The organism is Streptomyces sp. NBC_01232 (assembly GCF_035989885.1).
GTDB lineage: Bacteria > Actinomycetota > Actinomycetes > Streptomycetales > Streptomycetaceae > Streptomyces.
This window is the reverse complement of record NZ_CP108518.1, coordinates 8,440,475-8,459,241: the sequence shown is the minus strand read 5'-3', so window position 1 is coordinate 8,459,241 and position 18,767 is coordinate 8,440,475. Positions and strand designations below refer to the sequence as shown.

Here is an 18,767-nt window from a genome sequence, read left to right as displayed (position 1 = left end):
ATTCAACACCATCTGTCGGCCTCAGTGCTGCGCCGACCTTCTGTTTCCGCTGTCACGCCCTGTAGACGGGCGGAGTGCGGGGATCGCGAATGCCTGACCGGGGACCACCTTCCGTTCGGGGGTCGTACGGTACCCGGGCCGTGCGTCCTTGCCCGGGCGATCCTGATGGCGTCTGCTTCCTCCATTCCTTCGATCTTGGCTACGAGAGAAACCATATGCACGTCGGAACCAGATGTCTACTGTGACTGGGATAGATTTTCTCGTGTTCGACCGTAAGAGATCTTCTCTCGCACAGAACAGCGCAGCGCAGCGCACCACAGCATCACCACGACAGCAGTGAGGGCCCGACCGCGTGTGCGGTCGGGCCCTCACTGCTGTGCCGCTGCGGTCAGACGGAAACCGGTACGGGCGCGGGTGCCGGAGCGGGCTGGGGCGCGGGCACCGGCTCGGGCGCGCCGAGCATCGCCGAAGCCCGTTGGAGCGGGGTGAGGCCGGGCGCGGGCGCGGCGGGCGCCTGCGGCAGGCCGCGGCAGGTGAAACCGAGCATGGTCATGGCCCGTACGACCTCACCGGCGCTGAAATCCCGGCGGTCCTGGCGGGTGACGACCTGGCCGACCTGCTTGACCGGGTACTGCCGGCGTCCGATGATCACGGACTCACCTTCGACGGGCTCGGGCTTGATGCCCTTCATCGACTCCAGCACGCCGCTCTTGGTCAGGTCGAACGGGAATCGGGCGATGACGCAGCGCATGATGCCTCACAAGGGGAAGTGGAAGGGTTTTCACGCCGCGGCGTCGGCAGAGGACTGCCGTACGGGCCTACGCCGGCCCGCCGCGGCGGGGCGGCGGCGATCGCGCGAGCCGGAGCCACTGCGCGGACGCCGCTCGGCCGCCGGAGCGGTGATGACGACCGGGATGCCGGAGGGCGCCTGGGCGCCGGTGATCCGGCGCAGGGCCTCTTCGCCGGAGCGGACGTGGGTGGTCTGCGGGGTGATCCCGGCGGCGGCCATGAGGCGCGTCATGTCGCGGCGCTGGTTCGGGGTGACCAGGGTGACGACGCTGCCGGACTCGCCGGCGCGGGCGGTGCGGCCGCCGCGGTGCAGGTAGTCCTTGTGGTCGGTGGGCGGGTCCACGTTGACGACCAGGTCGAGGTTGTCGACGTGGATGCCGCGGGCGGCGACGTTCGTGGCGACGAGCACGCTCACGTGCCCGGTCTTGAACTGCGCCAGGGTGCGGGTGCGCTGCGGCTGCGACTTCCCGCCGTGCAGGGCTGCGGCCCGCACCCCGCTGTTCAGGAGGTGGCTCGTGAGCTGGTCCACGGCGTGCTTGGTGTCCAGGAACATGATGACGCGGCCGTCGCGCGCTGCGATCTCGGTGGTGGCCGCGTGCTTGTCGCCGCCGTGTACGTGGAGCACGTGGTGCTCCATCGTCGTCACCGCCGCGGCGGACGGGTCGACGGAGTGGACGACCGGGTCGCTCAGGTAGCGGCGCACCAGCAGGTCGACGTTGCGGTCGAGGGTGGCGGAGAAGAGCATCCGCTGCCCCTCGGGGCGCACCTGGTCGAGCAGGGCGGTGACCTGCGGCATGAAGCCCATGTCGGCCATCTGGTCGGCCTCGTCCAGGACGGTGATCGCCACTTCGTCCAGCCGGCAGTCGCCGCGGTCGATCAGGTCCTTCAGCCGGCCCGGCGTGGCGACGACGACCTCGGCACCGCCGCGCAGCGCGCCGGCCTGCCGTCCGATGGGCATTCCGCCGACGACGGTCGCGAGCCGGAGCTTGACGGAGCGGGCGTACGGGGTGAGGGCGTCGGTGACCTGCTGGGCCAGTTCGCGGGTCGGTACGAGGACCAGCGCGAGCGGCTGGCGCGGCTCGGCGCGCCGGCCGGCCGTACGGGCCAGCAGGGCCAGTCCGAAGGCCAGGGTCTTGCCGGAGCCGGTCCGTCCACGGCCGAGCACGTCACGGCCCGCCAGGGAGTTCGGCAGGGTGGCGCCCTGGATCGGGAACGGCACGGTCAAGCCCTGCACGGCGAGTGCGGCGAGCAGTTCCCTCGGCATGTCGAGGTCGGCGAAGGCCTCGACGGCGGGCAGCGCGGGAGTGATCGTCTTCGGCAGGGCGAACTCGCCCTGGACAGCGGCGGGCCGACGGCCGTAGCCGCCCGAGCGGCTCGGGCCACTGGACCGGCTGGGGGCCGAGCCGCCGAAGCGGCCGCCGCTCTTGCCGGATCCTGCGCTGCTGTTGCGCGTACGGGCGAATCGGTCGTTCGTGCGTGTGCGGTTCATGCGGAACCTTCCTCGATACGGCGCATATCAAGGAATTCCCGCGGCGGTGCAGTGCGCGGAGAATTGCAAGAACGGGCCGAATGGAAATACGAAGCGAACCTGTCCGGCCGGGCCGAAGCTCCTCGCGGGAACAGGCAGCGCAAAATGGGTGACGCCTTCAGGGCGTGAATCCGGTGTGTGGGCCGGGGGAGGATCCGCGCACGGAGGGACTGCGGTTTCCTCGGCGTCGCCCTCGCAGCTGGTGCGGGGCGGCGCGGCACGAAAAATGCGTGCAGCTGGGGCCCGCACCCCGAAGGATGCGGGCCCCAGCTACGAAGTACGCGTCAGCGTCAGGCGGGAACGATGTTCTCGGCCGTCGGGCCCTTCTGGCCCTGCGCGATGTCGAAGCTGACCTTCTGGCCCTCGAGCAGCTCACGGAAGCCCTGGGCGGCGATGTTCGAGTAGTGGGCGAACACGTCAGCGCCGCCACCGTCCTGCTCGATGAAGCCGAAGCCCTTTTCCGCGTTGAACCACTTCACGGTTCCAGTAGCCATGTCATATCTCCTTTGGGGCAGTACATCAGGATCCGCACTGTGCGGATTCCGTGTCGCCGCGATGATTACCCCGTCCGAAAATGACCGGAAAACTAAAAGCACTCCCAGGGTCAGAGACCTGCTGGGGAACTTGAATTTTTGGGAACCACAACTGCAACTGAGATCGACAGTAGCACGCATCCACACCCGGCGTACGGTGCGAAATTTCACGTCGCCCACTGCAGGAAAAAGCTTCACTGTGCGGTTCGTGTAATTCTCATCGCGCGGGCACAGATATTGCTTGCCGGGCAGGACAGCGATCGGGCGAGCGAGCCCTGCTGCACCCGCCGCGGGGGCGATCCGGCCCCAGTGGGCCCCGGGCACGCTTCGACGGCCGCCTCGGGCGGAGATCACGCAGCCTGCCCCGCCCGGACCGGACGACGGCGACGCCACACCGGCAGCGCCCCGGTCGGGTGGCCGTGGGCCCAGCCGCACGCGGAGAGGGCAAGGCCCCGGTGCGGTGGGTGTCCTGGCAGGAGTCGCCGATGACCCGCGTCCAGCCGTCCAGGGCGGGGGCTGAAGAAGACGCGGCCGCAGGCTGCGTGTGCGCGGGGGCGCCGCGTGCCGACCGTGCGCGCTCCCACGAACCGGACAGCGATTCGGTCGGCAGTCCCATGTCCATGGCGGCACTCCCGAGCGGCCGCGTCGGCAGGGGCTTCATCCTCCCGACCTGCGGTTCGTTCACGGCGCCCGGTGAAGGGTGAGCCAACCGCCGCCGGGCCGGGCCATCGGTCTGATGTGTGCGGTTTGTGCGACTCTGTGGGCATGAAGTCCGAGGTCACGGCCGCGGCCTGGGCCGGGCGGCAGGTCGGTTCGGTCCGTGACGATCCCGCCGGGCGGATGGCCTTGATGGAGCGTTGCTACTACGGCCCGTTCGGCAAGGCACCCCGGCATCTGCCGTTCCGACGGGCAGCGATGTCGTTCATGCGCTGGCAGCTGCGGCGCGGCGTGCTGCAGCCGACGTTCGCCGACCGGCCCGGCAGCCCGTGGTGGCGTGCGGTGAACGAACGCATTCTCCGTGACGGCTGCGAGGCGGTGGGCCTCAGCGGTGGGCTCCCCGGGCCGGCCTCGTCGCGTACGGCCGCACATTGGCTGTCCTTCGCCGACCGCCCCACCGCCCGGGCCTGGTACCGGGCACACAACGGGAGCGTGGTCGCCGCCTACCTCGAGAACCGCGGTCTCGCGGAGGCGGAGAACGCGACCGAGCGGTTCTTCACGAACGTCGTCCTGTGCCGCGTGCTCTACGCCCACGCCCTCGTCGCAGCGCCCCGACTCTCTCTCGGCCCTCTCCGCCCCCTGGCCCCGCTCCTCGGTGACCCGAGGCTGGGGATGACCGGGATCTTCCTGCAGCTGTCCCGCGTGCTGCCCGACGAGTACCCGCTCCGCGACACCGTGCAGTCCAATCTCGACCGGGAGGTCGGGTTCGGCCGCCTTCTCGATTTCGGGGTGATCGCTCCGAGACTGCAGCAGCTCTACGAGTGGTCGGCGCGCGAGCTCGCAGCGCCGGGCCTGCTCGACTGCGTCCGGGACGGAGCCCCGATCTACGCATGGTCCTTCGACGACCGGGACGTCTGGCAGCCTCCGGAATCGTTCATGATCCGGCTGGCCCACCGGACGCTCCCGCCACCCGGACGACCGCCCGGGCCGGGGCGGCCGTGACCGTTGCCGCACTGGCTCGGGCACCCGTCGGCAGGTCTTGGCAGGTCCCGGTGTCCGGTGCGGACATTCCACGCAATCTTTCGTTCCCCATACATCGTCACGCACGCTCGGTAACGTCGTCCTCACAAGCTGTCCGGTGTCACCACGAACCGAGCACCGGACGGTGACCGTAGAGACAAAGGGAGCGAGTGCCAATGGCGAACGTTGAGGTCTCCTTGAAGGAGACGATGACCTCGATCGAGGGTGCGATGGGAGCCGCGCTGGTGGACTACACCAGCGGCATGGCGCTGGGAACCCTCGGCGGCGGGAAGGATCTCGACCTCACGGTCGCCGCCGCGGGCAACACCGATGTGATCCGCGCGAAGGTCCGCACCATGGAGATGCTGGGCCTGAACGACGAGATCGAGGACGTCCTGATCACCCTCGGAGGCCAGTACCACCTGATCCGGCTGCTCAAGGGGCGGGACCACGGCGGCCTGTTCCTGTACGTCGTACTGGACAAGGCGAAATCCAACCTGGCCATGGCCCGCCACCAGCTCAAGCGCGTCGAGGCGGCCCTGGAGCTCTGAGCCCGGCGTTCTTGCGCCCACGCATGCCCACGAGTTGAAGAATTCTTCAATCCGACACATTGGAAACGAATCAAACGCGGGCATGCGTGGGCCCCTCCGTATGAATGTATGAGTGACCGACAGGCTGGAAGCCCGCCGCAGCAGCAAGGTTTGAAGCAACAGCAGGAGCGTCCATGGGCATGCAGGTACCCCTCTACCAGGCGAAAGCCGAGTTCTTCCGGATGCTTGGACACCCAGTCCGCATCCGCGTCCTGGAACTCCTGCAGAACGGCCCCGTACCCGTACGCGACCTCCTCGCCGCGATCGATGTCGAGGCGTCCAACCTCTCGCAGCAGCTGGCGGTCCTGCGCCGGTCCGGCATCGTCGTGTCCATCCGCGACGGAGCCACCGTCAGTTACGCCCTCGCCGGCGGCGACGTGGCCGACCTCCTGCGCGCAGCACGCCGCATCCTGACCGAACTCCTGGCGGGTCAGAGTGAACTCCTCGCCGAACTGCGACAGTTGGGACCACAGGCGGAGGGTGCACGCGAGAGGTCAGCGGCCGGGGACCGGACCGGGCGCGTGGTGGCGGACAGGGCCGGGGCCGACAGGCCGTGAGCGCACCGGTCCGAGTCGACAGCCGGCACCCGGCAACAGACGGCAAACGTGCAGGTGGGGCCGGGGCCGGGGCGCCATATTGGTGGCGGGACGATCAGTGCTCAGGCAGGCTGATCCGCATGGTTTCGATAGTGCAGAACGTGGCGATCGACTGTGCGGATGCGTATGAGCTGGCTCGGTTCTGGAGTGCTGTGACCGGTTGTCCGCCGCATCCGCAGTGCAGGCCGGGCGACCGGGAGACCCAGGTGGTGCTTGCAGAGGGTCCGGTCCTGTACTTCAACCAGGTGCCGGAACCGAAGACGATCAAGAACCGGATCCACTTGTGCCTGCGTCCGACGACCTCGCGCGAGGAGGAGGTCGAGCGGCTGTTGAACCTCGGAGCCACCCTGGTCACTGATCGCCGGACGCCCGGCGGCGCGGGCTGGGCCGTACTCGCCGATCCTGAAGGCAACGAATTCTGCGTCCTGCGCAGCGAGTCCGATCACGCGGCAATGTCTTCCTGAGGCCCGCAGGCCCCGAGGCTCGCAGGCACGGAAGCCCGGAGCCGATCGGCATGATCGTTTCGTGACAGGCGGGGCCGTTTGGATCCGCCCATTGTGATCAGACGAGAAGGGATGTGTGGGGAAGGACAGAGGGCGTGTCCAGCGAGGAGGGGTCCGCATGGCAGCAACCGGAGGACGTCGGCGTGGCGGAGGCGTCCGCGTGACGTCCATGGGGCGTGACCTCGTGCTGGCGGTGGGGCTGGTGGGGATCTGCCTGGGCGGAGCGGCCGTCTTCGTCAAGGCAGCTGTGGAAACGGGCGGGGGTGTACCGGTGCTGCCCGTTGTCACTGTGCTCCTCCTGGCCGCCGGTGTGGCGCTGGCGCGGTGGAGCATCTCCCCCGGGCTCCGCCGTTCCACCGCATGCCCGCCGAGTCCGCGCGGCCCGATGGGCCCGGGTGCGCCGGCATCCGGCGCTTCCCCGGCGGCCGAACCGCAGACCACGAACCTGCCCGAGGTGGATTCGAGCGCCCTCGACCACACGACCGTGGACGCGGACGGCTTCGAGCACACGGTCGCAGCGCTGTGCGCTCGGGATGGCTGCCCGCAGGTGGAAGTGGTCGGTGGTGCTGGGGACTTGGGAGCCGATGTGATCGCCACGACGGCGGACGGGCTGCGTGTGGTCATCCAGTGCAAGCACTACGGTGAGGGCAACCGGGTCGGTTCCCAGGACCTCCAGCGCTTCGGCGGCACCTGCTTCGCCGTCCACGAGGCCGATGTGGCCGTCGTCGTGACCACCAGCGAGTTCACCGCTCCGGCCGCCGAGTACGCCGCAGCCTGCGACATCGTCTGCGTCGACGGCGACGGCCTGGCGGCGTGGACGCAGACGCACACGCCGCCGCCATGGACCGCCGCGTCCGCGGCGCGTGCCGGCCGGGTGACCGATGCCGACGCTTAGCACTTGCGCCGATTGACCAGTGCAGAGGCCTGGCAGCGGTTACGGCTGCCAGGCCGAGGACGGCGTTGAACAGGGAGCAGATCTCCGGGACGGTCAAGTGGAGCGCTTCGCTCTCGCGAGCTGAGTGGTGCGGACTGGTGGACGCGTCGGTGTCGCGTCGCCGGCAACGGCGGTCAGGAAGGCCAGGGCGAGCACGGCGCCCGCCTCGGACGGCATCGCACCTCGTGGCACGCCCCCGGGTCGCTCAGTTCTCGCGGCTCGGGAGGATCTCCTTCACCTTGGCGATGGCGTAACCCCACCCCTGCGCGACGGTCGGCTTGCCCGGTACGGCCACTTCCTCCGGGTTGGTCAGTACGTACAGCAGGACCGGGCCCGGGGTGTCGAACGCCCGGCGCACACTGTCGTGGAGGTCGGCCGGATCGGTGACGCGGATCCCGGTGAGGCCGAGCGCCGTGGCGACGGCGGCGAAGTCGGGGTTGTCGAGTTCCGTACCGAATTCGGGCAGGCCCGCCTGCTCCTGTTCGAGCTTGACCATACCCAGTCGGCGGTTGTCGAAGACGACGAGTTTCACGGGCAGCCGGTACGTCGCGAGGGTCATCAGGTCGCCGAGCAGCATGCTGAGCCCGCCGTCACCGCAGAGCGCGACGATCTGGCGGTCGGGAGCCCACAGCTGGGCGCCCAGGGCCTGGGGCATGGCGTTGGCCATCGAGCCCAGGTTGTACGAGCCGATCAGGCGCCTGGTTCCCCGCATGGTGACGAAGCGGGAGAGCCAGACGGTGGCCATCCCGGTGTCGGAGGTGAAGACGGCGTCCTCGGCCGCGTACCGGTCGACCGCGGCGGCGAGCGCCTCCGGCCGGATGTCGTGGTCGGGGTTGTCCACTACCGCGCGCAGCCTGCCGGTCCAGCGGTGCTCGTGGGCGGGGTCGGCCAGGCGGCTCTGCCCCTCCTCCCACTGAGTGAACCGGTCCCGGGCATCGTCGAGGTGTGCCCGGTCGGGTACCTCGTTCAGCAGGCGGAGCAGGGCGCGCAGCGTGGCGCCCACGTCGCCGGCGAGACCGGCGTCCACGGGTACCCGGCGCCCCAGGTGCTCCTCGCGGGCATCGATCTGGACCACCTTGCAGTCCTTCGGGTACCAGTCCCGGTAGGGGAAGTCGGTGCCCAGCATGAGGAGCACGTCGCCACGGTCGAGGGCGTGGGAGGCGGCGGGGTTGCCGATCAGGCCGGTCTGGCCGACCTGGAAGGGGTTGTCGCCCTCGAAGCCCTCCTTCGCCTTCAGGGTGAGCACCATGGGGGCACTGAGCAGCTCGGCGGTCCGGAGGACTTCGGTGCGGGCGTCGCGGGCTCCGCGGCCGACGAGCAGGGTGACACGGGACGCGGCGTTCAGGAGTTCGGCCGCCTCGGCGAGGGCGGGCTCGTCCGGCCGGGTGACGGCACGCTCGAGGGTGAAGCGCGCCGGACGGTCGTCGCCGAGCTCCTGGTCGCCCAGGTCGCCGGGCACGGTCAGGACGGCGACGCCGCCGCGGGTCACGGCTGCGCGTACGGCGCTCTCCAGCATCCGCGGCATCTGGTCCGGGGAGGTGACGGTGGCCCGGTGGACGGCGACGTCGCGGAAGAGCAGGTCGTTGTCGACCTCCTGGAAGTAGTCGCTGCCGATCTCCGCGAGCGGGACCTGTCCGCAGATCGCGAGGACCGGGGTACGGCTCTTGGCGGCGTCGTAGAGCCCGTTGAGGAGGTGCACGGAGCCGGGTCCGACCGTGCCCATGCACACCCCTAGGGTGCCGGAGAGCTGTGACTGCGCCCCCGCCGCAAAGGCGGCGGCCTCCTCGTGCCGGCAGCCGACCCAGGTCAGGTCGTCGGTGGTGCGGATCGCATCGGTCAGTGGGTTCAGGGCGTCTCCGACGACGCCGAAGACGTGCCGGACGCCCAGGTCCTTCAGCGCGTCGACGATCACGTGGGCCACGGTTCGTGCCACAGCGGTGTCCTTCCCTCCGTCTCACGGGGTGAAGCGGTCCGGGTCGGCCGCCCGCCAGTCGGATGCCCAGCCCTCGGGCGCTGATGCGAGCAGCTGTCGGGGCGTGAGCCATTCGTGCAGTTCCTCGTACGAGCGCACGGTGTGCGGGTCCACCCGCTGGAGCAGTTGGTGCGGGCGCAGCCCGGACGGGCCGTCGACTCCCATCGCCGCCATGATCCTGAGGGCGCTCTCGACCGTGGCCCGCTGGTAGCGCTCGACGCGCCGGGATTTGTCGCCCACGTCGACGGCGCGGGCACGTCGTGCGTCCTGGGTGGCGACCCCCACGGGGCACGCGTTGGTGTGGCAGCGCTGTGCCTGGATGCAGCCGATCGCGAACATCATCGCGCGGGCCGCGTTGGTGTAGTCGGCGCCCTGGAGCAGGCGTTTGACGAGGTCGCTTCCGGTGGCGACCTTGCCGGAGGCCCCGATCCGGATGCGATCGCGCAGGCCGACCCCCACGAGGGCATTGTGTACGGTCATCAGCCCCTCACCGAGCGGCAGGCCGACGCCGTCCGCGAATTCCAGTGGAGCCGCGCCCGTGCCGCCCTCCGCTCCGTCGACGACGATGAAGTCGGGCGTGGTGTCCTCCTCCAGCATGGCTTTGCACACGGCGAGGAATTCACGGCGCGAGCCGACGCACAGCTTGAAACCGACGGGCTTGCCGTCCGCCAGCTCGCGCATCCGGGCCAGGAAGCGGACCAGTTCGCGCGGGGTGGAGTAGACCCGGTGGAAGGGCGGCGAGATCACGGTCCGCCCTTGTGGAACACCGCGGACCGCCGCGATCTCCGCATTCACCTTGGGGCCCGGAAGTACTCCCCCGATGCCGGGCTTGGCGCCTTGACTGATCTTCAACGAAACGCACTTGACCTGCTCGTGTGCCGCCTTCTCAGCGAACTGACGCGCGTCGAAGTCCCCGTCGTCGGTGCGGCAGCCGAAGTAGCCGGTGCCGATCTCCCAGACAAGGTCACCGCCGGGCTTCAGGTGGTACTCGGAGAGGCCGCCTTCGCCGGTGTCCTGAGCGAAGCCGCCCAGCCGGGCGCCGGTGTTGAGGGCCAGGACGGCGTTGGCGGACAGCGAGCCGAAGCTCATCGCGGAGACGTTGAGGAGGGCCATGTCGTACGGCCGGGTGCAGTCGGGGCCGCCGATCCGGACCCTGGGTGGATCGACGCGCACCGGTCGCGGGGCCATGGAGGGGGTGAGGTACTCACTGCCGACCTGGTAGAGGTCGCGTTCGGTGCCGAAGGGCTCCTCGGCGTCGGTGCCCTTGGCGCGCTCGTAGACGATGCTGCGGGTGTCCCGGTCGAAGGGGCGGCCGTCGAAGTTCCGCTCGATGAAGTACTGCTGGATCTCCGGACGCAGCGCCTCCAGGGCGAACCGCAGGTGCCCCAGCAGCGGGTAGTTCCGCAGGACGGAATGCCGGCGCTGCAGGAGGTCGCGGGCGGCCACCGCCACGAGCGCGCCGAGCAGGAGGACGAGAAGTGTTTTCAGCACACCGCGCGTGTGTCCCGAAGCCCGGCCGTCAACCGCGTCGACCTCCGCGGTGACGGCATCGGGGAGGGCTTCGCCGCCGCGTAGACCGCCGTGACCGGGCCGCTGTCCCGTCGCTGTCGATGCCGGTGCCGGTGCCGATGTCACGACCTTCGCAGGTACCCCGTCCGGCACGTGGGAAGGTTGGACCCGGCTGCCTGTGTTCAGGCCTTGCGGGCCAGCAGTTGAACCTCCTGGAACTGTCGGCGGTCGGTGGGCTGGGGCTCGCGAACCATCCGGGCCACCTCGGCCAGTCCGAACGTGCGCAGCATCGCGGCGAGGTGATCGGGGGACCATCGATAGGCCGGTGCGACCGCGTGATCGAAGACCTGTGTCGGGTGAGACGGACCGTCGCTCGCCGAAAAGCCGATCAGGAGGTGGCCGCCAGGTGCCAGCACCCGGTGGAACTCGGTCAGGATGACGGGGAGTTCCTGCGGCGGAGTGTGGATGATGGACCACCGTGAGAGTACGCCGCCCAGCACGCCGTCCGCGATGTCGAGAGCGGCCATCGAGCCCACTTCGAACCGCAGCTCCCGGTAGGCCTGTTGAGCCAACTCGATCATTGCGGGGGAAGCATCGACGCCAGATGCCGTCAGTCCAAGTTCTGCCAGATGGGCAGTGATGTGGCCAGGTCCGCATCCCAGGTCCGCGACCTGACCGTTCCCGCTCGCGCGCACGGCCTCGGCGAAGACCCCCAAGATCGCACGGTCCAGGGGGCTGTCGCGCAGCGTGTCGCGGAACAGCTGGGCATAGGTGCGGGCGGCGGCGTCGTAGGCCTCGCGGGTGGCGCTGAGGGCATGATGTTCGGCCATGGCCGCAACTGTAGTCCTGGTGGCGGGACGAGCCCAGAGCAGCCCTTGCGCCGGTCGGCACCGCTCGCGGACCGTCCTGTACCGCTCGGCGGTTGCGACCACGGTGCATCACGCGGCCCCCTCGCCGCCAACACACCCCCTGGGGCGGGCCCACCAGGCCCCAGCCGTGGCGGGCGGCCCCTGTCGTCACGTCGCCCCATTCGCGCAGGAGCGCGATGAAGTCCTCGAAGCTGCGCGGACGGCCTGCCCAGCCTTCGCACTCGGCAGCGAACCGCCGGCGCAGACCAGGCCGTTGAGGTGCTCAACTGCCTCCGGTCCGCGATGAACAGTGCGAGATCCAGACCCATGGCGGCAGGATGGGCGAGACCCGTGCGGGACGACCCGGCGCCGAACGCCCGCCGCGGACGACGGCGTCCGCGGCGTTCGGATCACGGTCGGCCGATGCCCCCGGTGCCGGCCGGCGGTTCGGGGCATGACGTCACCAGCTCCGGCTCCAGCCCCTGGGCGGGTGTGGTGAGGGGACGGCCGATGTCGCTGCGCCACGCCTCGAAGGCGAGAGTGGTGGCGGTGACCACGGCGAGGCCGAGCAGCCAGCCTCCGACCACGTCGCTCACCCAGTGCACGCCGAGCGCGACCCGCGTGCCGCCGACGCCGAGCACTGCGGCCACGGCGAGAGCCCAGGCAAACGGGCGCCACGCGCGCGGCACCAGTGGGAGCAGGACCAGCAGCAGTACGGCGCAGGACGTGGTGGCCGTCATGGCGTGTCCGGAGGGGAAGGAGAAGCCGGGTGCCTCGGAGACCGGGTCGGGCAGGTGCGGCCGGGCGCGCTCGACCGCCGTCTTCGCCAGCAGGCCCACCAGGCCCCCCGCGACGGCGGTCACGGCCGCCCAGGCGGCCAGCCGCAGCGCGCGGTGCCACAGCAGCCACACCACCACCGCGGCCACCAGCAGGCGCATGGTCAAGGGCCCCCAGGCGACGTGCGTGAGGAATTCGAGGACCCGGACCCAGGCCGGGTGGTCGAGTGCGGTGCGGTGCAGCCACTCGGCAGCGCCCTGGTCGAGGCGGCGCAGCGGTGGCCACCGCGACTCCACCAGGACCAGTGCGAGGGAGAAGGGTACGGCCGCCAGGGCGGTCGCGGCCGAGATGGCCACCAGCCGCATGCCGAACCGGGCGTCGGGCCCGGTCCGCCGCCCGGACACCAGGCGTGCGAGCAGCCGTCGGGGCCGGTGCGCGGGCCGGTCGGATCGCTCCGTCATGGTCGGTGGGGTTCCTTTCGTCGTGCGGCGGGGCCGCATCCGGCCGGGGGGACAACCTCCGACCGGCGGGACAACATCCGGCCGGCAGAGCAGCGTCCGGCCGACCGGACCGTGGGGCCGGTGCCTCAGACCCCCGGGTCCTCCCTGACCGGCTCGGCCACGCCCGCCCGTGCGGCTTCCAACTGGGCGGCGAAGGAGAGGCCCAGGAAGAGGGCGAGTGAGGTGAGGTAGGACCACAGCATCAGTGCCATGAACGCGCTGAGCGGCCCGTACACGGTGGTGAAGGAGCTGTTCACCCCGGCGTACAGGCTCAGCGCCCATGTGGCGCCGAGCCACAGCACCAGGTAGACGGCGGCGCCGAAGGCGAGCCAGGTGTAGCCCGGCTGGGTGCGCCGCGGGGAGCGCCGGAAGACGGCGCTGGCCGCCACGACGGCCAGCAGGATGCCCACCGGCCAGCGCAGTACGTCCCACACCCGGTGGGCGGCCGGTCCGAGCCGGTACACCTCCGTCATGGCGAGGCCGAGGTCGGAGCCGAGGACGGTGACGGAGAAGGCGAGGCCCAGCGGCAGTCCCGCGAGCAGCGCCATCACCAGGCCGCGGGTGTACTTGTGCAGGAAGGGGCGGTCGCGCTCCACGCCGTAGATCCGGTTGGCACCGCGCTCGACCTGGCACATGCCGGTGGTGACGTTGGCGATCGAGAACAGCAGGCCCAGCCAGAGGGCCGCCCGGCCGCCGTCCCCGGCCTGGCGGCGGCTCTCGCGCAGGGCGTCGTCCACGACGTCCTGGCTCGGGCCGCTGACGAGTCGGCGGATCGTCAGCTCGGCGATCCGCCCGATGTCCTCGGTGTGCAGCACGCCGGACAGGCCGATGAGCGCGATGGCGAGCGGCAGGATCGCGAGAACCGTCTGGAGGGCGAGGGCTCTGGAGTGGCTGAACCCGTCGGCGTACCGGAACCGTAGGAAGGAGTCCCTCACGAGGTTCCAGCCGCCGTAGCGGCGCAGCGCGGCCCAGGCCTCCTCGGCGGACAGCTCCTCGCCCTGTGTCCGCAACTCGGTCTCCACGGCCTCCATCTCGCTGCGCTGCGGTACGCGTGTGGCGGTGCCCATGTCAGTGCACCCCGTCCGGCCGGATGCCCGGCGCGGTTGCGCGGGCGGCGGGCTGTGTCTCCTCGGGCGCCCCTGTCTGCTCGGCCGCCCCTGTCACCGCTGTCACCCCTGTCGCACCAGCCGGCCCGACCGGGGCGCGTCCGGGCAGGCAGACGCGCAGCGCGCCCGGCTCGACGTGGGCGGTCAGGCGGGTACCGGCGGCGAAGGCGTCGCCGTCGAGCTCGCGCGGCTGGGGGCGGGCGAAGCGAAGCTCGATCCGTTCGGCGCTGAAGTACTCCAGCGCGCCGCCCGCCGCCCGCCGGTCCGGGCGGGCGCCGGGGCGCTGCCCGGCTGCCCGGGAGCCCGAACGGGCCAGGAGGTGTCCGGCCGCGGCGAGCCATCCCGCGACGCCGCGCGGGTCGAGGAGCACCACCTCCAGCCGGCCGCTGTCGGGACGGGCGTCCGGCAGGAGGGGCAGCCCGCCCTGCAGGGAACCGACGTTGCCGATGACCACCATGCGGGCCCGGCGCTCCAGCGGGGCGGCCCCGTCGAGCCGGACCGACAGGCGCATGCGGGGATCGCCGAGGTGGCGCAGGGCGGAGAGGACGTACGCGGGCCAGCCCAGGCGCTGTTTGAGCCGGGCGGAGGCGTCCCGGACCATCGCGGCGTCGAAGCCCGCCCCGGCCATGACCGTGAAGCGGGTCGGTGCGAGGCCGTCACCGTGGATCCGGCCCACGTCGAGCCCGACGGCCGTGCCGGTCAGGGCCGCGCGCAGGGCGGTGTCCGGGTCGGAGGGCAGCCGCAGATTCCGGGCGAGGAGGTTGCCGGTGCCGCAGGGGACGATCGCCAGCGGGATCCCGCTGCCGGACAGCACGTCGGCGCAGGCCCGTACCGTGCCGTCGCCCCCGCAGACGACCACCAGGGCGGTGTCCGCCTCGGCGACGTGCGCGGCGAGTGCGCCCGCGGGCTCCTCGGCGGTGGTTGCCGTCCACGTCTGATCCGTGCCGGGGTAGCCGTGACGGTGGAGCAGCGCCCGGACCCGGGCGGCCGTACCGTCACCGCAGGCGTGCGGATGGCGGACCACCACGGCCCGGCGGGGCCCGGCGCGAACGGCGGCAGCTTGCGGGGCTTTGCCCGTGGTCACGTCCGGCATGAGGTCCGGAGCTGCGCCGTCCGGGCGGGTCCGGGGCGCGGGCAGGCCCGCGGGGGTGCTGCCGCCGGGGGCCGACCGGAGCAGTGCGTACGTCATCACCAGCAGGGTGCACACGCCGTTGAGCAGCCCCGCCACCACGTCCGAGGGGTGGTGCATGCCCCGGTAGACCCGGGAGGCCGCCACGGCCAGCGGGACCAGCAGGAGCATGCCCACCACCAGCCCGCGGCGCCCACCGCGCAGCCGGCCTGCCGCGAGCACGGCCAGCCCGCCGAAGAGCGCCGTCGACGCCCCGACGTGCCCGGAGGGGAAGCTGGAGGTGGGCGGGGCCGCGTCCAGGTGCGGTACGTCGGGCCGGGCGCGGCCCACCAGGAGGGTGACGAGCAGGAATACGGCGGACTGCGCGGCCACGGCCCCGGCCAGGAACGCGGCCTCCCGCCACCGGGCGATCCGGGGCACGAGCAGCAGGGCCAGCACGGCGACGAGCGTCAGAGCGACGATGCTCTCGGTGCCGGCCAGCAGGGACATCCCGTCCGAGAGCGCGGTGGCGACGGCCTCGCGCCGGTCCGCCAGTGCCCGGTTGACTCCGTCCTCCGCCGAGAGCGGCCACCGGCCGGCCAGCGGCCCGGTCACCAGCAGTCCGAGGCCTGCGAGGGACACCGCCTGCAGGGGAAGCAGCAGCAGGAGGCGGCCGGATCTCGTGCCTGCGCTGTGTGCGTAGCTCATTGACGGCGTGTTGCCCGGACCGGCCCGGTCATGCGTCGCGGCAGCTGCGGGGCGCGATCAGCGCAGGTCGAGGGGCATCCGGACGGACATGCGATCGATAGCATCGGCTGCGATGTTGCCTGACGAGGGTGGGGAACCATGAGCGATGACGTCCTGTCGATCATTCCGACTGATCCGCAGTGGCAGCCCGGTCACGAAGCGGTCGATCGCGTCGTCCCGCTCGTCGAGGACCTGGCTCCCGGAGGTTCGGATGGCGTGGACGTGGAGATCGACGTGATGTGGCACGACGCGATGACCGCCGTCGAATGCGGGGGCAACCTGGAGAGGATCGGTTGCCCCTTGTGCCGGGCGGCCATCGACATGGAGTGGTGGCGCGATCTCCTTGAGGCTCACGGCGACGAGGGCTTCACCACCCTCGCGATCGAGGTCCCCTGCTGTGGAGGATCGACCACGCTGGACGCCCTCGACTACGACTGGCCCTGTGGTTTCGCCCGTTTCGAGATAGCCGTCTGGAATCCCGGACGCCCATGGTTCCGTGAGGACGAGCTCGAGGCGCTGGCGGCCCGCCTGGGCCATCCGGTGCAGCAGATCCGGGCCCGTGTCTGAACCGCCCCGGCTCAGGGGAACGCCTGCAGGGCCGCTCCGCTCCTGAACGTACGCCGCGGCACCGCGGACGCGTGATCGTTCGGCTGCTCCGGCGCCGGGCCCCGACGCCGGGCCGGGCGGGTACGGAGGCCCATGAAGGGGCCCCGACCAGCCTGGGGGGGAGAGGCCGGTCGGGGCGGGCCCTGAACCAGCCGGGGGGGGTGGCTGGTCAGGGCGTATCAGGCGCGGCACGCAACCGGCCACGCGCTCTGCGCGCAGCGGCTTTCGCCGAACCCTTGTCACGGTACTCCTCGCCGGCCGCGCGACGAGCACGCCACGGGCAGCTCCGTCGTCATCCTGATCAATTCGGACTCCGAATCCGGTGCCCGGGCCGCCTTCACCGTCGCCCATTCGTTCGCACGTTCGGATGGAGCCGCTGCACAGTGCCGTGTGGCGGCACACCCTGGCCCCGCCCCTCCCCCCCCCCGTTATGTTTTTCGCGGTCCTGCAATGGGGCCGCTGGCCTCCGGGCCCGGTATGACTGTGTCCCCTCTGTCGAACGGATGACCTGGGGGGTGGTGTCGCCGGGTCCGTGGGGTGCCGTCGGAGACGCTGATGAGAGACCCGACCACCGCCCGGCCCGGCGCAATGCCGGGCAGAAGCGTGGGCGGCAGGTCTGCATAACGTGGATGCGCGAGCACGGTGCCAACGCAGAGGCCGGCCAGGTCAACCACCCAGGAGGGGTGCGATGTTAGACACCGGCGATGTGGGCGTCTTCCTGGGTATGGACGTCGGCAAGACCGCCCATCACGGCCACGGGCTGACGCCGGCGGGCAAGAAAGTCTTCGACAAGCCGATGCCCAACAGCGAACCGAAACTGCGGGCCGTCTTCGACAAGCTGATCGCGAAGTTCGGCACGGTGCTGGTGATCGTGGACCAGCCCGCATCGATCGGCGCTCTGCCGCTGACCGTCGCCCGCGACGCGGGCTGCGAGGTCGCCTACCTGCCCGGACTCGCCATGCGCCGGATCGCCGACCTGTATCCGGGAGAGGCAAAAACCGACGCGAAGGACGCGGCGGTGATCGCGGACGCCGCCCGCACCATGCCGCACGTCCTGCGGTCGCTGGAGCTGACGGACGAGATCACCGCCGAGCTCACGGTGCTGACCGGCTTCGACCAGGACCTCGCCGCCGAAGCCACCCGCACCAGCAACCGGATACGCGGCCTGCTCACCCAGTTCCACCCGTCGCTGGAGCGCGTTCTCGGGCCCCGGCTGGACCACCCGGCCGTCACCTGGCTCCTCGAGCGCCACGGATCTCCGGCCGCTCTGCGCAAAGCCGGCCGCCGCAGACTCGTCGAACTCATCCGCCCGAAGGCCCCACGCATGGCCGCGCGGCTGATCGACGAGGTCTTCGACGCTCTCGACGAGCAGACCGTCGTGGTCCCGGGAACCGGCACCCTCGACATCGTGATCCCGTCCCTGGCGGCCTCGCTCGCGGCGGTTCACGACCAGCGTCGGGCACTGGAAGCCCAGATCAGCAGCCTGCTGGAGGCTCACCCTCTTCACCCGGTCCTGACCTCGATGCCGGGAGTCGGAGTCAGGACCGCCGCCGTCCTGCTGGTCACCGTCGGCGACGGCACCAGTTTTCCCAGCGCCGCCCACCTCGCCTCCTACTCCGGTCTCGCCCCGACGACGAAGTCGTCCGGGACCTCGATCCACGGCGAACACGCACCACGAGGCGGAAACCGGCAGCTCAAACGCGCCATGTTCCTCTCCGCCTTCGCCTGCATGAACGCCGACCCGGCCTCCCGCACCTACTACGACCGGCAACGCGCCCGCGGGAAAACCCACACCCAGGCTCTCCTCCGCCTCGCCCGCCAACGCATCAGCGTCCTGTTCGCCATGCTCCGAGACGGCACCTTCTACGAGTCCAGAATCCCCGCCGTCACCCTCGCCGCATGACCATCCCAAACGGTCCCATACCCGACACCACGTCCTTGACGAAAGACATAGAGACACCCCCCCCAGCACGATCGGTGTGACGCTACCGGGGATGCATTCGGCCGAACGTCGGTATCGGACGCAGGGCGCGAGTTTCCCCGCGATGTCGGGGCATCTGTCTCCCCATGACCATCTACGTCGTCACCCTCCCCGGCACCCTGCTCACCGAGCTGACCCCCGAGGCGCGGACGGAACTCACCCGTGCGCTGCGCGGATCCGATCCCCGCGAGACGGATCTGGGAGCGGCCGAAGACCTGGACCTCCTGACCTTCTATCCCGAGTCGTCGGCCTTCAGCCTGCGTCTCGAGGTCGAGGCCGCCGATACAGCAACTGCCGAGGCCCAAGCGCTGGACCTGGCCACTACGGCCCTGCGAAGCGTCGGTCTGACCTCGGAGGCCGCCCCGCTGGGGGACCCGGTGATCACCGGAATCACCAGGGCGTGAACCACCGGGGCTCCCCGTTCACCCCGTCGACGTCGGCCCTGCCCTCCAGGCCGCCGACC

At 70.9% G+C, this 18,767-nt stretch carries 17 protein-coding genes; 8 read left to right on the top strand and 9 right to left on the bottom strand.

Annotated features, from left to right (window positions below; all coding sequences use genetic code 11):
• Positions 1-388: 388 nt before the first annotated feature.
• The 3 genes from OG444_RS38890 to OG444_RS38880 form a co-directional block, all read right to left on the bottom strand.
• Entirely contained in the window at positions 389-751 is a 363-nt protein-coding gene (locus tag OG444_RS38890) for an SCO5918 family protein (RefSeq protein WP_327266587.1), read from the bottom strand.
• A 30-nt stretch (positions 752-781) separates the two neighbouring features.
• Complete coding sequence (locus OG444_RS38885) at positions 782-2,278, bottom strand: DEAD/DEAH box helicase (protein ID WP_327266586.1); 1,497 nt, start codon at positions 2,276-2,278, stop codon at positions 782-784.
• A gap of 329 nt (positions 2,279-2,607) precedes the next feature.
• Complete coding sequence (locus OG444_RS38880; RefSeq protein WP_004986771.1) at positions 2,608-2,811, bottom strand: cold-shock protein; 204 nt, start codon at positions 2,809-2,811, stop codon at positions 2,608-2,610.
• Between the two features lie 804 nt (positions 2,812-3,615).
• Here OG444_RS38880 and OG444_RS38875 point away from each other — a divergent pair.
• From OG444_RS38875 to OG444_RS38855, 5 genes are all read left to right on the top strand, one after another.
• Complete coding sequence (locus OG444_RS38875; RefSeq protein ID WP_327266585.1) at positions 3,616-4,509, top strand: hypothetical protein; 894 nt, start codon at positions 3,616-3,618, stop codon at positions 4,507-4,509.
• A gap of 194 nt (positions 4,510-4,703) precedes the next feature.
• A complete protein-coding gene (locus tag OG444_RS38870; RefSeq protein WP_327266584.1) occupies positions 4,704-5,078 on the top strand; it encodes a hypothetical protein in 375 nt (124 codons plus the stop codon).
• A gap of 179 nt (positions 5,079-5,257) precedes the next feature.
• A complete protein-coding gene (locus OG444_RS38865) occupies positions 5,258-5,674 on the top strand; it encodes an ArsR/SmtB family transcription factor (RefSeq protein WP_327267065.1) in 417 nt (138 codons plus the stop codon).
• Between the two features lie 119 nt (positions 5,675-5,793).
• The gene (locus OG444_RS38860; RefSeq protein WP_327266583.1) at positions 5,794-6,177 is read left to right on the top strand and encodes a VOC family protein; all 384 of its coding nucleotides are present in this window, start codon (positions 5,794-5,796) and stop codon (positions 6,175-6,177) included.
• Positions 6,178-6,385: 208 nt separating this feature from the next.
• Complete coding sequence (locus tag OG444_RS38855) at positions 6,386-7,111, top strand: restriction endonuclease (RefSeq protein WP_327267064.1); 726 nt, start codon at positions 6,386-6,388, stop codon at positions 7,109-7,111.
• 244 nt (positions 7,112-7,355) lie between these two features.
• Here the strand turns inward: OG444_RS38855 and OG444_RS38850 are convergent, their stop codons facing one another.
• The 6 genes from OG444_RS38850 to OG444_RS38825 form a co-directional block, all read right to left on the bottom strand.
• The gene (locus OG444_RS38850) at positions 7,356-9,083 is read right to left on the bottom strand and encodes a thiamine pyrophosphate-dependent enzyme (protein ID WP_327266582.1); all 1,728 of its coding nucleotides are present in this window, start codon (positions 9,081-9,083) and stop codon (positions 7,356-7,358) included.
• 21 nt (positions 9,084-9,104) lie between these two features.
• On the bottom strand, positions 9,105-10,613 hold the full coding sequence (locus OG444_RS38845) for an FMN-binding glutamate synthase family protein (RefSeq protein WP_442810730.1): 1,509 nt from the start codon (positions 10,611-10,613) through the stop codon (positions 9,105-9,107).
• A 200-nt stretch (positions 10,614-10,813) separates the two neighbouring features.
• Complete coding sequence (locus OG444_RS38840) at positions 10,814-11,461, bottom strand: class I SAM-dependent methyltransferase (protein ID WP_327266581.1); 648 nt, start codon at positions 11,459-11,461, stop codon at positions 10,814-10,816.
• 428 nt (positions 11,462-11,889) lie between these two features.
• Positions 11,890-12,717, bottom strand: coding sequence for a phosphatase PAP2 family protein (locus OG444_RS38835; protein WP_442810729.1), 828 nt, complete (start codon positions 12,715-12,717; stop codon positions 11,890-11,892).
• Between the two features lie 125 nt (positions 12,718-12,842).
• Entirely contained in the window at positions 12,843-13,823 is a 981-nt protein-coding gene (locus OG444_RS38830) for a YihY/virulence factor BrkB family protein (RefSeq protein WP_327266580.1), read from the bottom strand.
• A gap of 1 nt (position 13,824) precedes the next feature.
• Complete coding sequence (locus OG444_RS38825; RefSeq protein ID WP_327266579.1) at positions 13,825-15,678, bottom strand: diacylglycerol kinase family protein; 1,854 nt, start codon at positions 15,676-15,678, stop codon at positions 13,825-13,827.
• A gap of 138 nt (positions 15,679-15,816) precedes the next feature.
• On the opposite strand from OG444_RS38825, the gene OG444_RS38820 reads away from it, so the two are divergent.
• The 3 genes from OG444_RS38820 to OG444_RS38810 all read left to right on the top strand — a co-directional run bounded on the left by OG444_RS38820 (position 15,817) and on the right by OG444_RS38810 (position 18,708).
• Complete coding sequence (locus tag OG444_RS38820) at positions 15,817-16,284, top strand: hypothetical protein (protein WP_327266578.1); 468 nt, start codon at positions 15,817-15,819, stop codon at positions 16,282-16,284.
• Positions 16,285-17,011: 727 nt separating this feature from the next.
• Positions 17,012-18,226, top strand: a complete 1,215-nt coding sequence (locus OG444_RS38815; protein WP_327263586.1) for an IS110 family transposase — start codon at positions 17,012-17,014, stop codon at positions 18,224-18,226.
• A 164-nt stretch (positions 18,227-18,390) separates the two neighbouring features.
• A complete protein-coding gene (locus OG444_RS38810; protein ID WP_327266577.1) occupies positions 18,391-18,708 on the top strand; it encodes a hypothetical protein in 318 nt (105 codons plus the stop codon).
• The last annotated feature ends 59 nt before the right edge of the window (positions 18,709-18,767 follow it).

Excerpts from the sequence above, each read along its gene's own strand:
- OG444_RS38890 (WP_327266587.1), bottom strand. The coding sequence starts at position 751 with ATGCGCTGCGTCATCGCCCGATTCCCGTTCGACCTGACCAAGAGCGGC.
- OG444_RS38885 (WP_327266586.1), bottom strand. The coding sequence starts at position 2,278 with ATGAACCGCACACGCACGAACGACCGATTCGCCCGTACGCGCAACAGC.
- OG444_RS38880 (WP_004986771.1), bottom strand. The coding sequence starts at position 2,811 with ATGGCTACTGGAACCGTGAAGTGGTTCAACGCGGAAAAGGGCTTCGGC.
- OG444_RS38875 (WP_327266585.1), top strand. The coding sequence starts at position 3,616 with ATGAAGTCCGAGGTCACGGCCGCGGCCTGGGCCGGGCGGCAGGTCGGT.
- OG444_RS38870 (WP_327266584.1), top strand. The coding sequence starts at position 4,704 with ATGGCGAACGTTGAGGTCTCCTTGAAGGAGACGATGACCTCGATCGAG.
- OG444_RS38865 (WP_327267065.1), top strand. The coding sequence starts at position 5,258 with ATGCAGGTACCCCTCTACCAGGCGAAAGCCGAGTTCTTCCGGATGCTT.
- OG444_RS38860 (WP_327266583.1), top strand. The coding sequence starts at position 5,794 with ATGGTTTCGATAGTGCAGAACGTGGCGATCGACTGTGCGGATGCGTAT.
- OG444_RS38855 (WP_327267064.1), top strand. The coding sequence starts at position 6,386 with ATGGGGCGTGACCTCGTGCTGGCGGTGGGGCTGGTGGGGATCTGCCTG.
- OG444_RS38840 (WP_327266581.1), bottom strand. The coding sequence starts at position 11,461 with ATGGCCGAACATCATGCCCTCAGCGCCACCCGCGAGGCCTACGACGCC.
- OG444_RS38835 (WP_442810729.1), bottom strand. The coding sequence starts at position 12,717 with ATGACGGAGCGATCCGACCGGCCCGCGCACCGGCCCCGACGGCTGCTC.
- OG444_RS38830 (WP_327266580.1), bottom strand. The coding sequence starts at position 13,823 with ATGGGCACCGCCACACGCGTACCGCAGCGCAGCGAGATGGAGGCCGTG.
- OG444_RS38825 (WP_327266579.1), bottom strand. The coding sequence starts at position 15,678 with ATGAGCTACGCACACAGCGCAGGCACGAGATCCGGCCGCCTCCTGCTG.
- OG444_RS38820 (WP_327266578.1), top strand. The coding sequence starts at position 15,817 with ATGAGCGATGACGTCCTGTCGATCATTCCGACTGATCCGCAGTGGCAG.
- OG444_RS38815 (WP_327263586.1), top strand. The coding sequence starts at position 17,012 with ATGTTAGACACCGGCGATGTGGGCGTCTTCCTGGGTATGGACGTCGGC.
- OG444_RS38810 (WP_327266577.1), top strand. The coding sequence starts at position 18,391 with ATGACCATCTACGTCGTCACCCTCCCCGGCACCCTGCTCACCGAGCTG.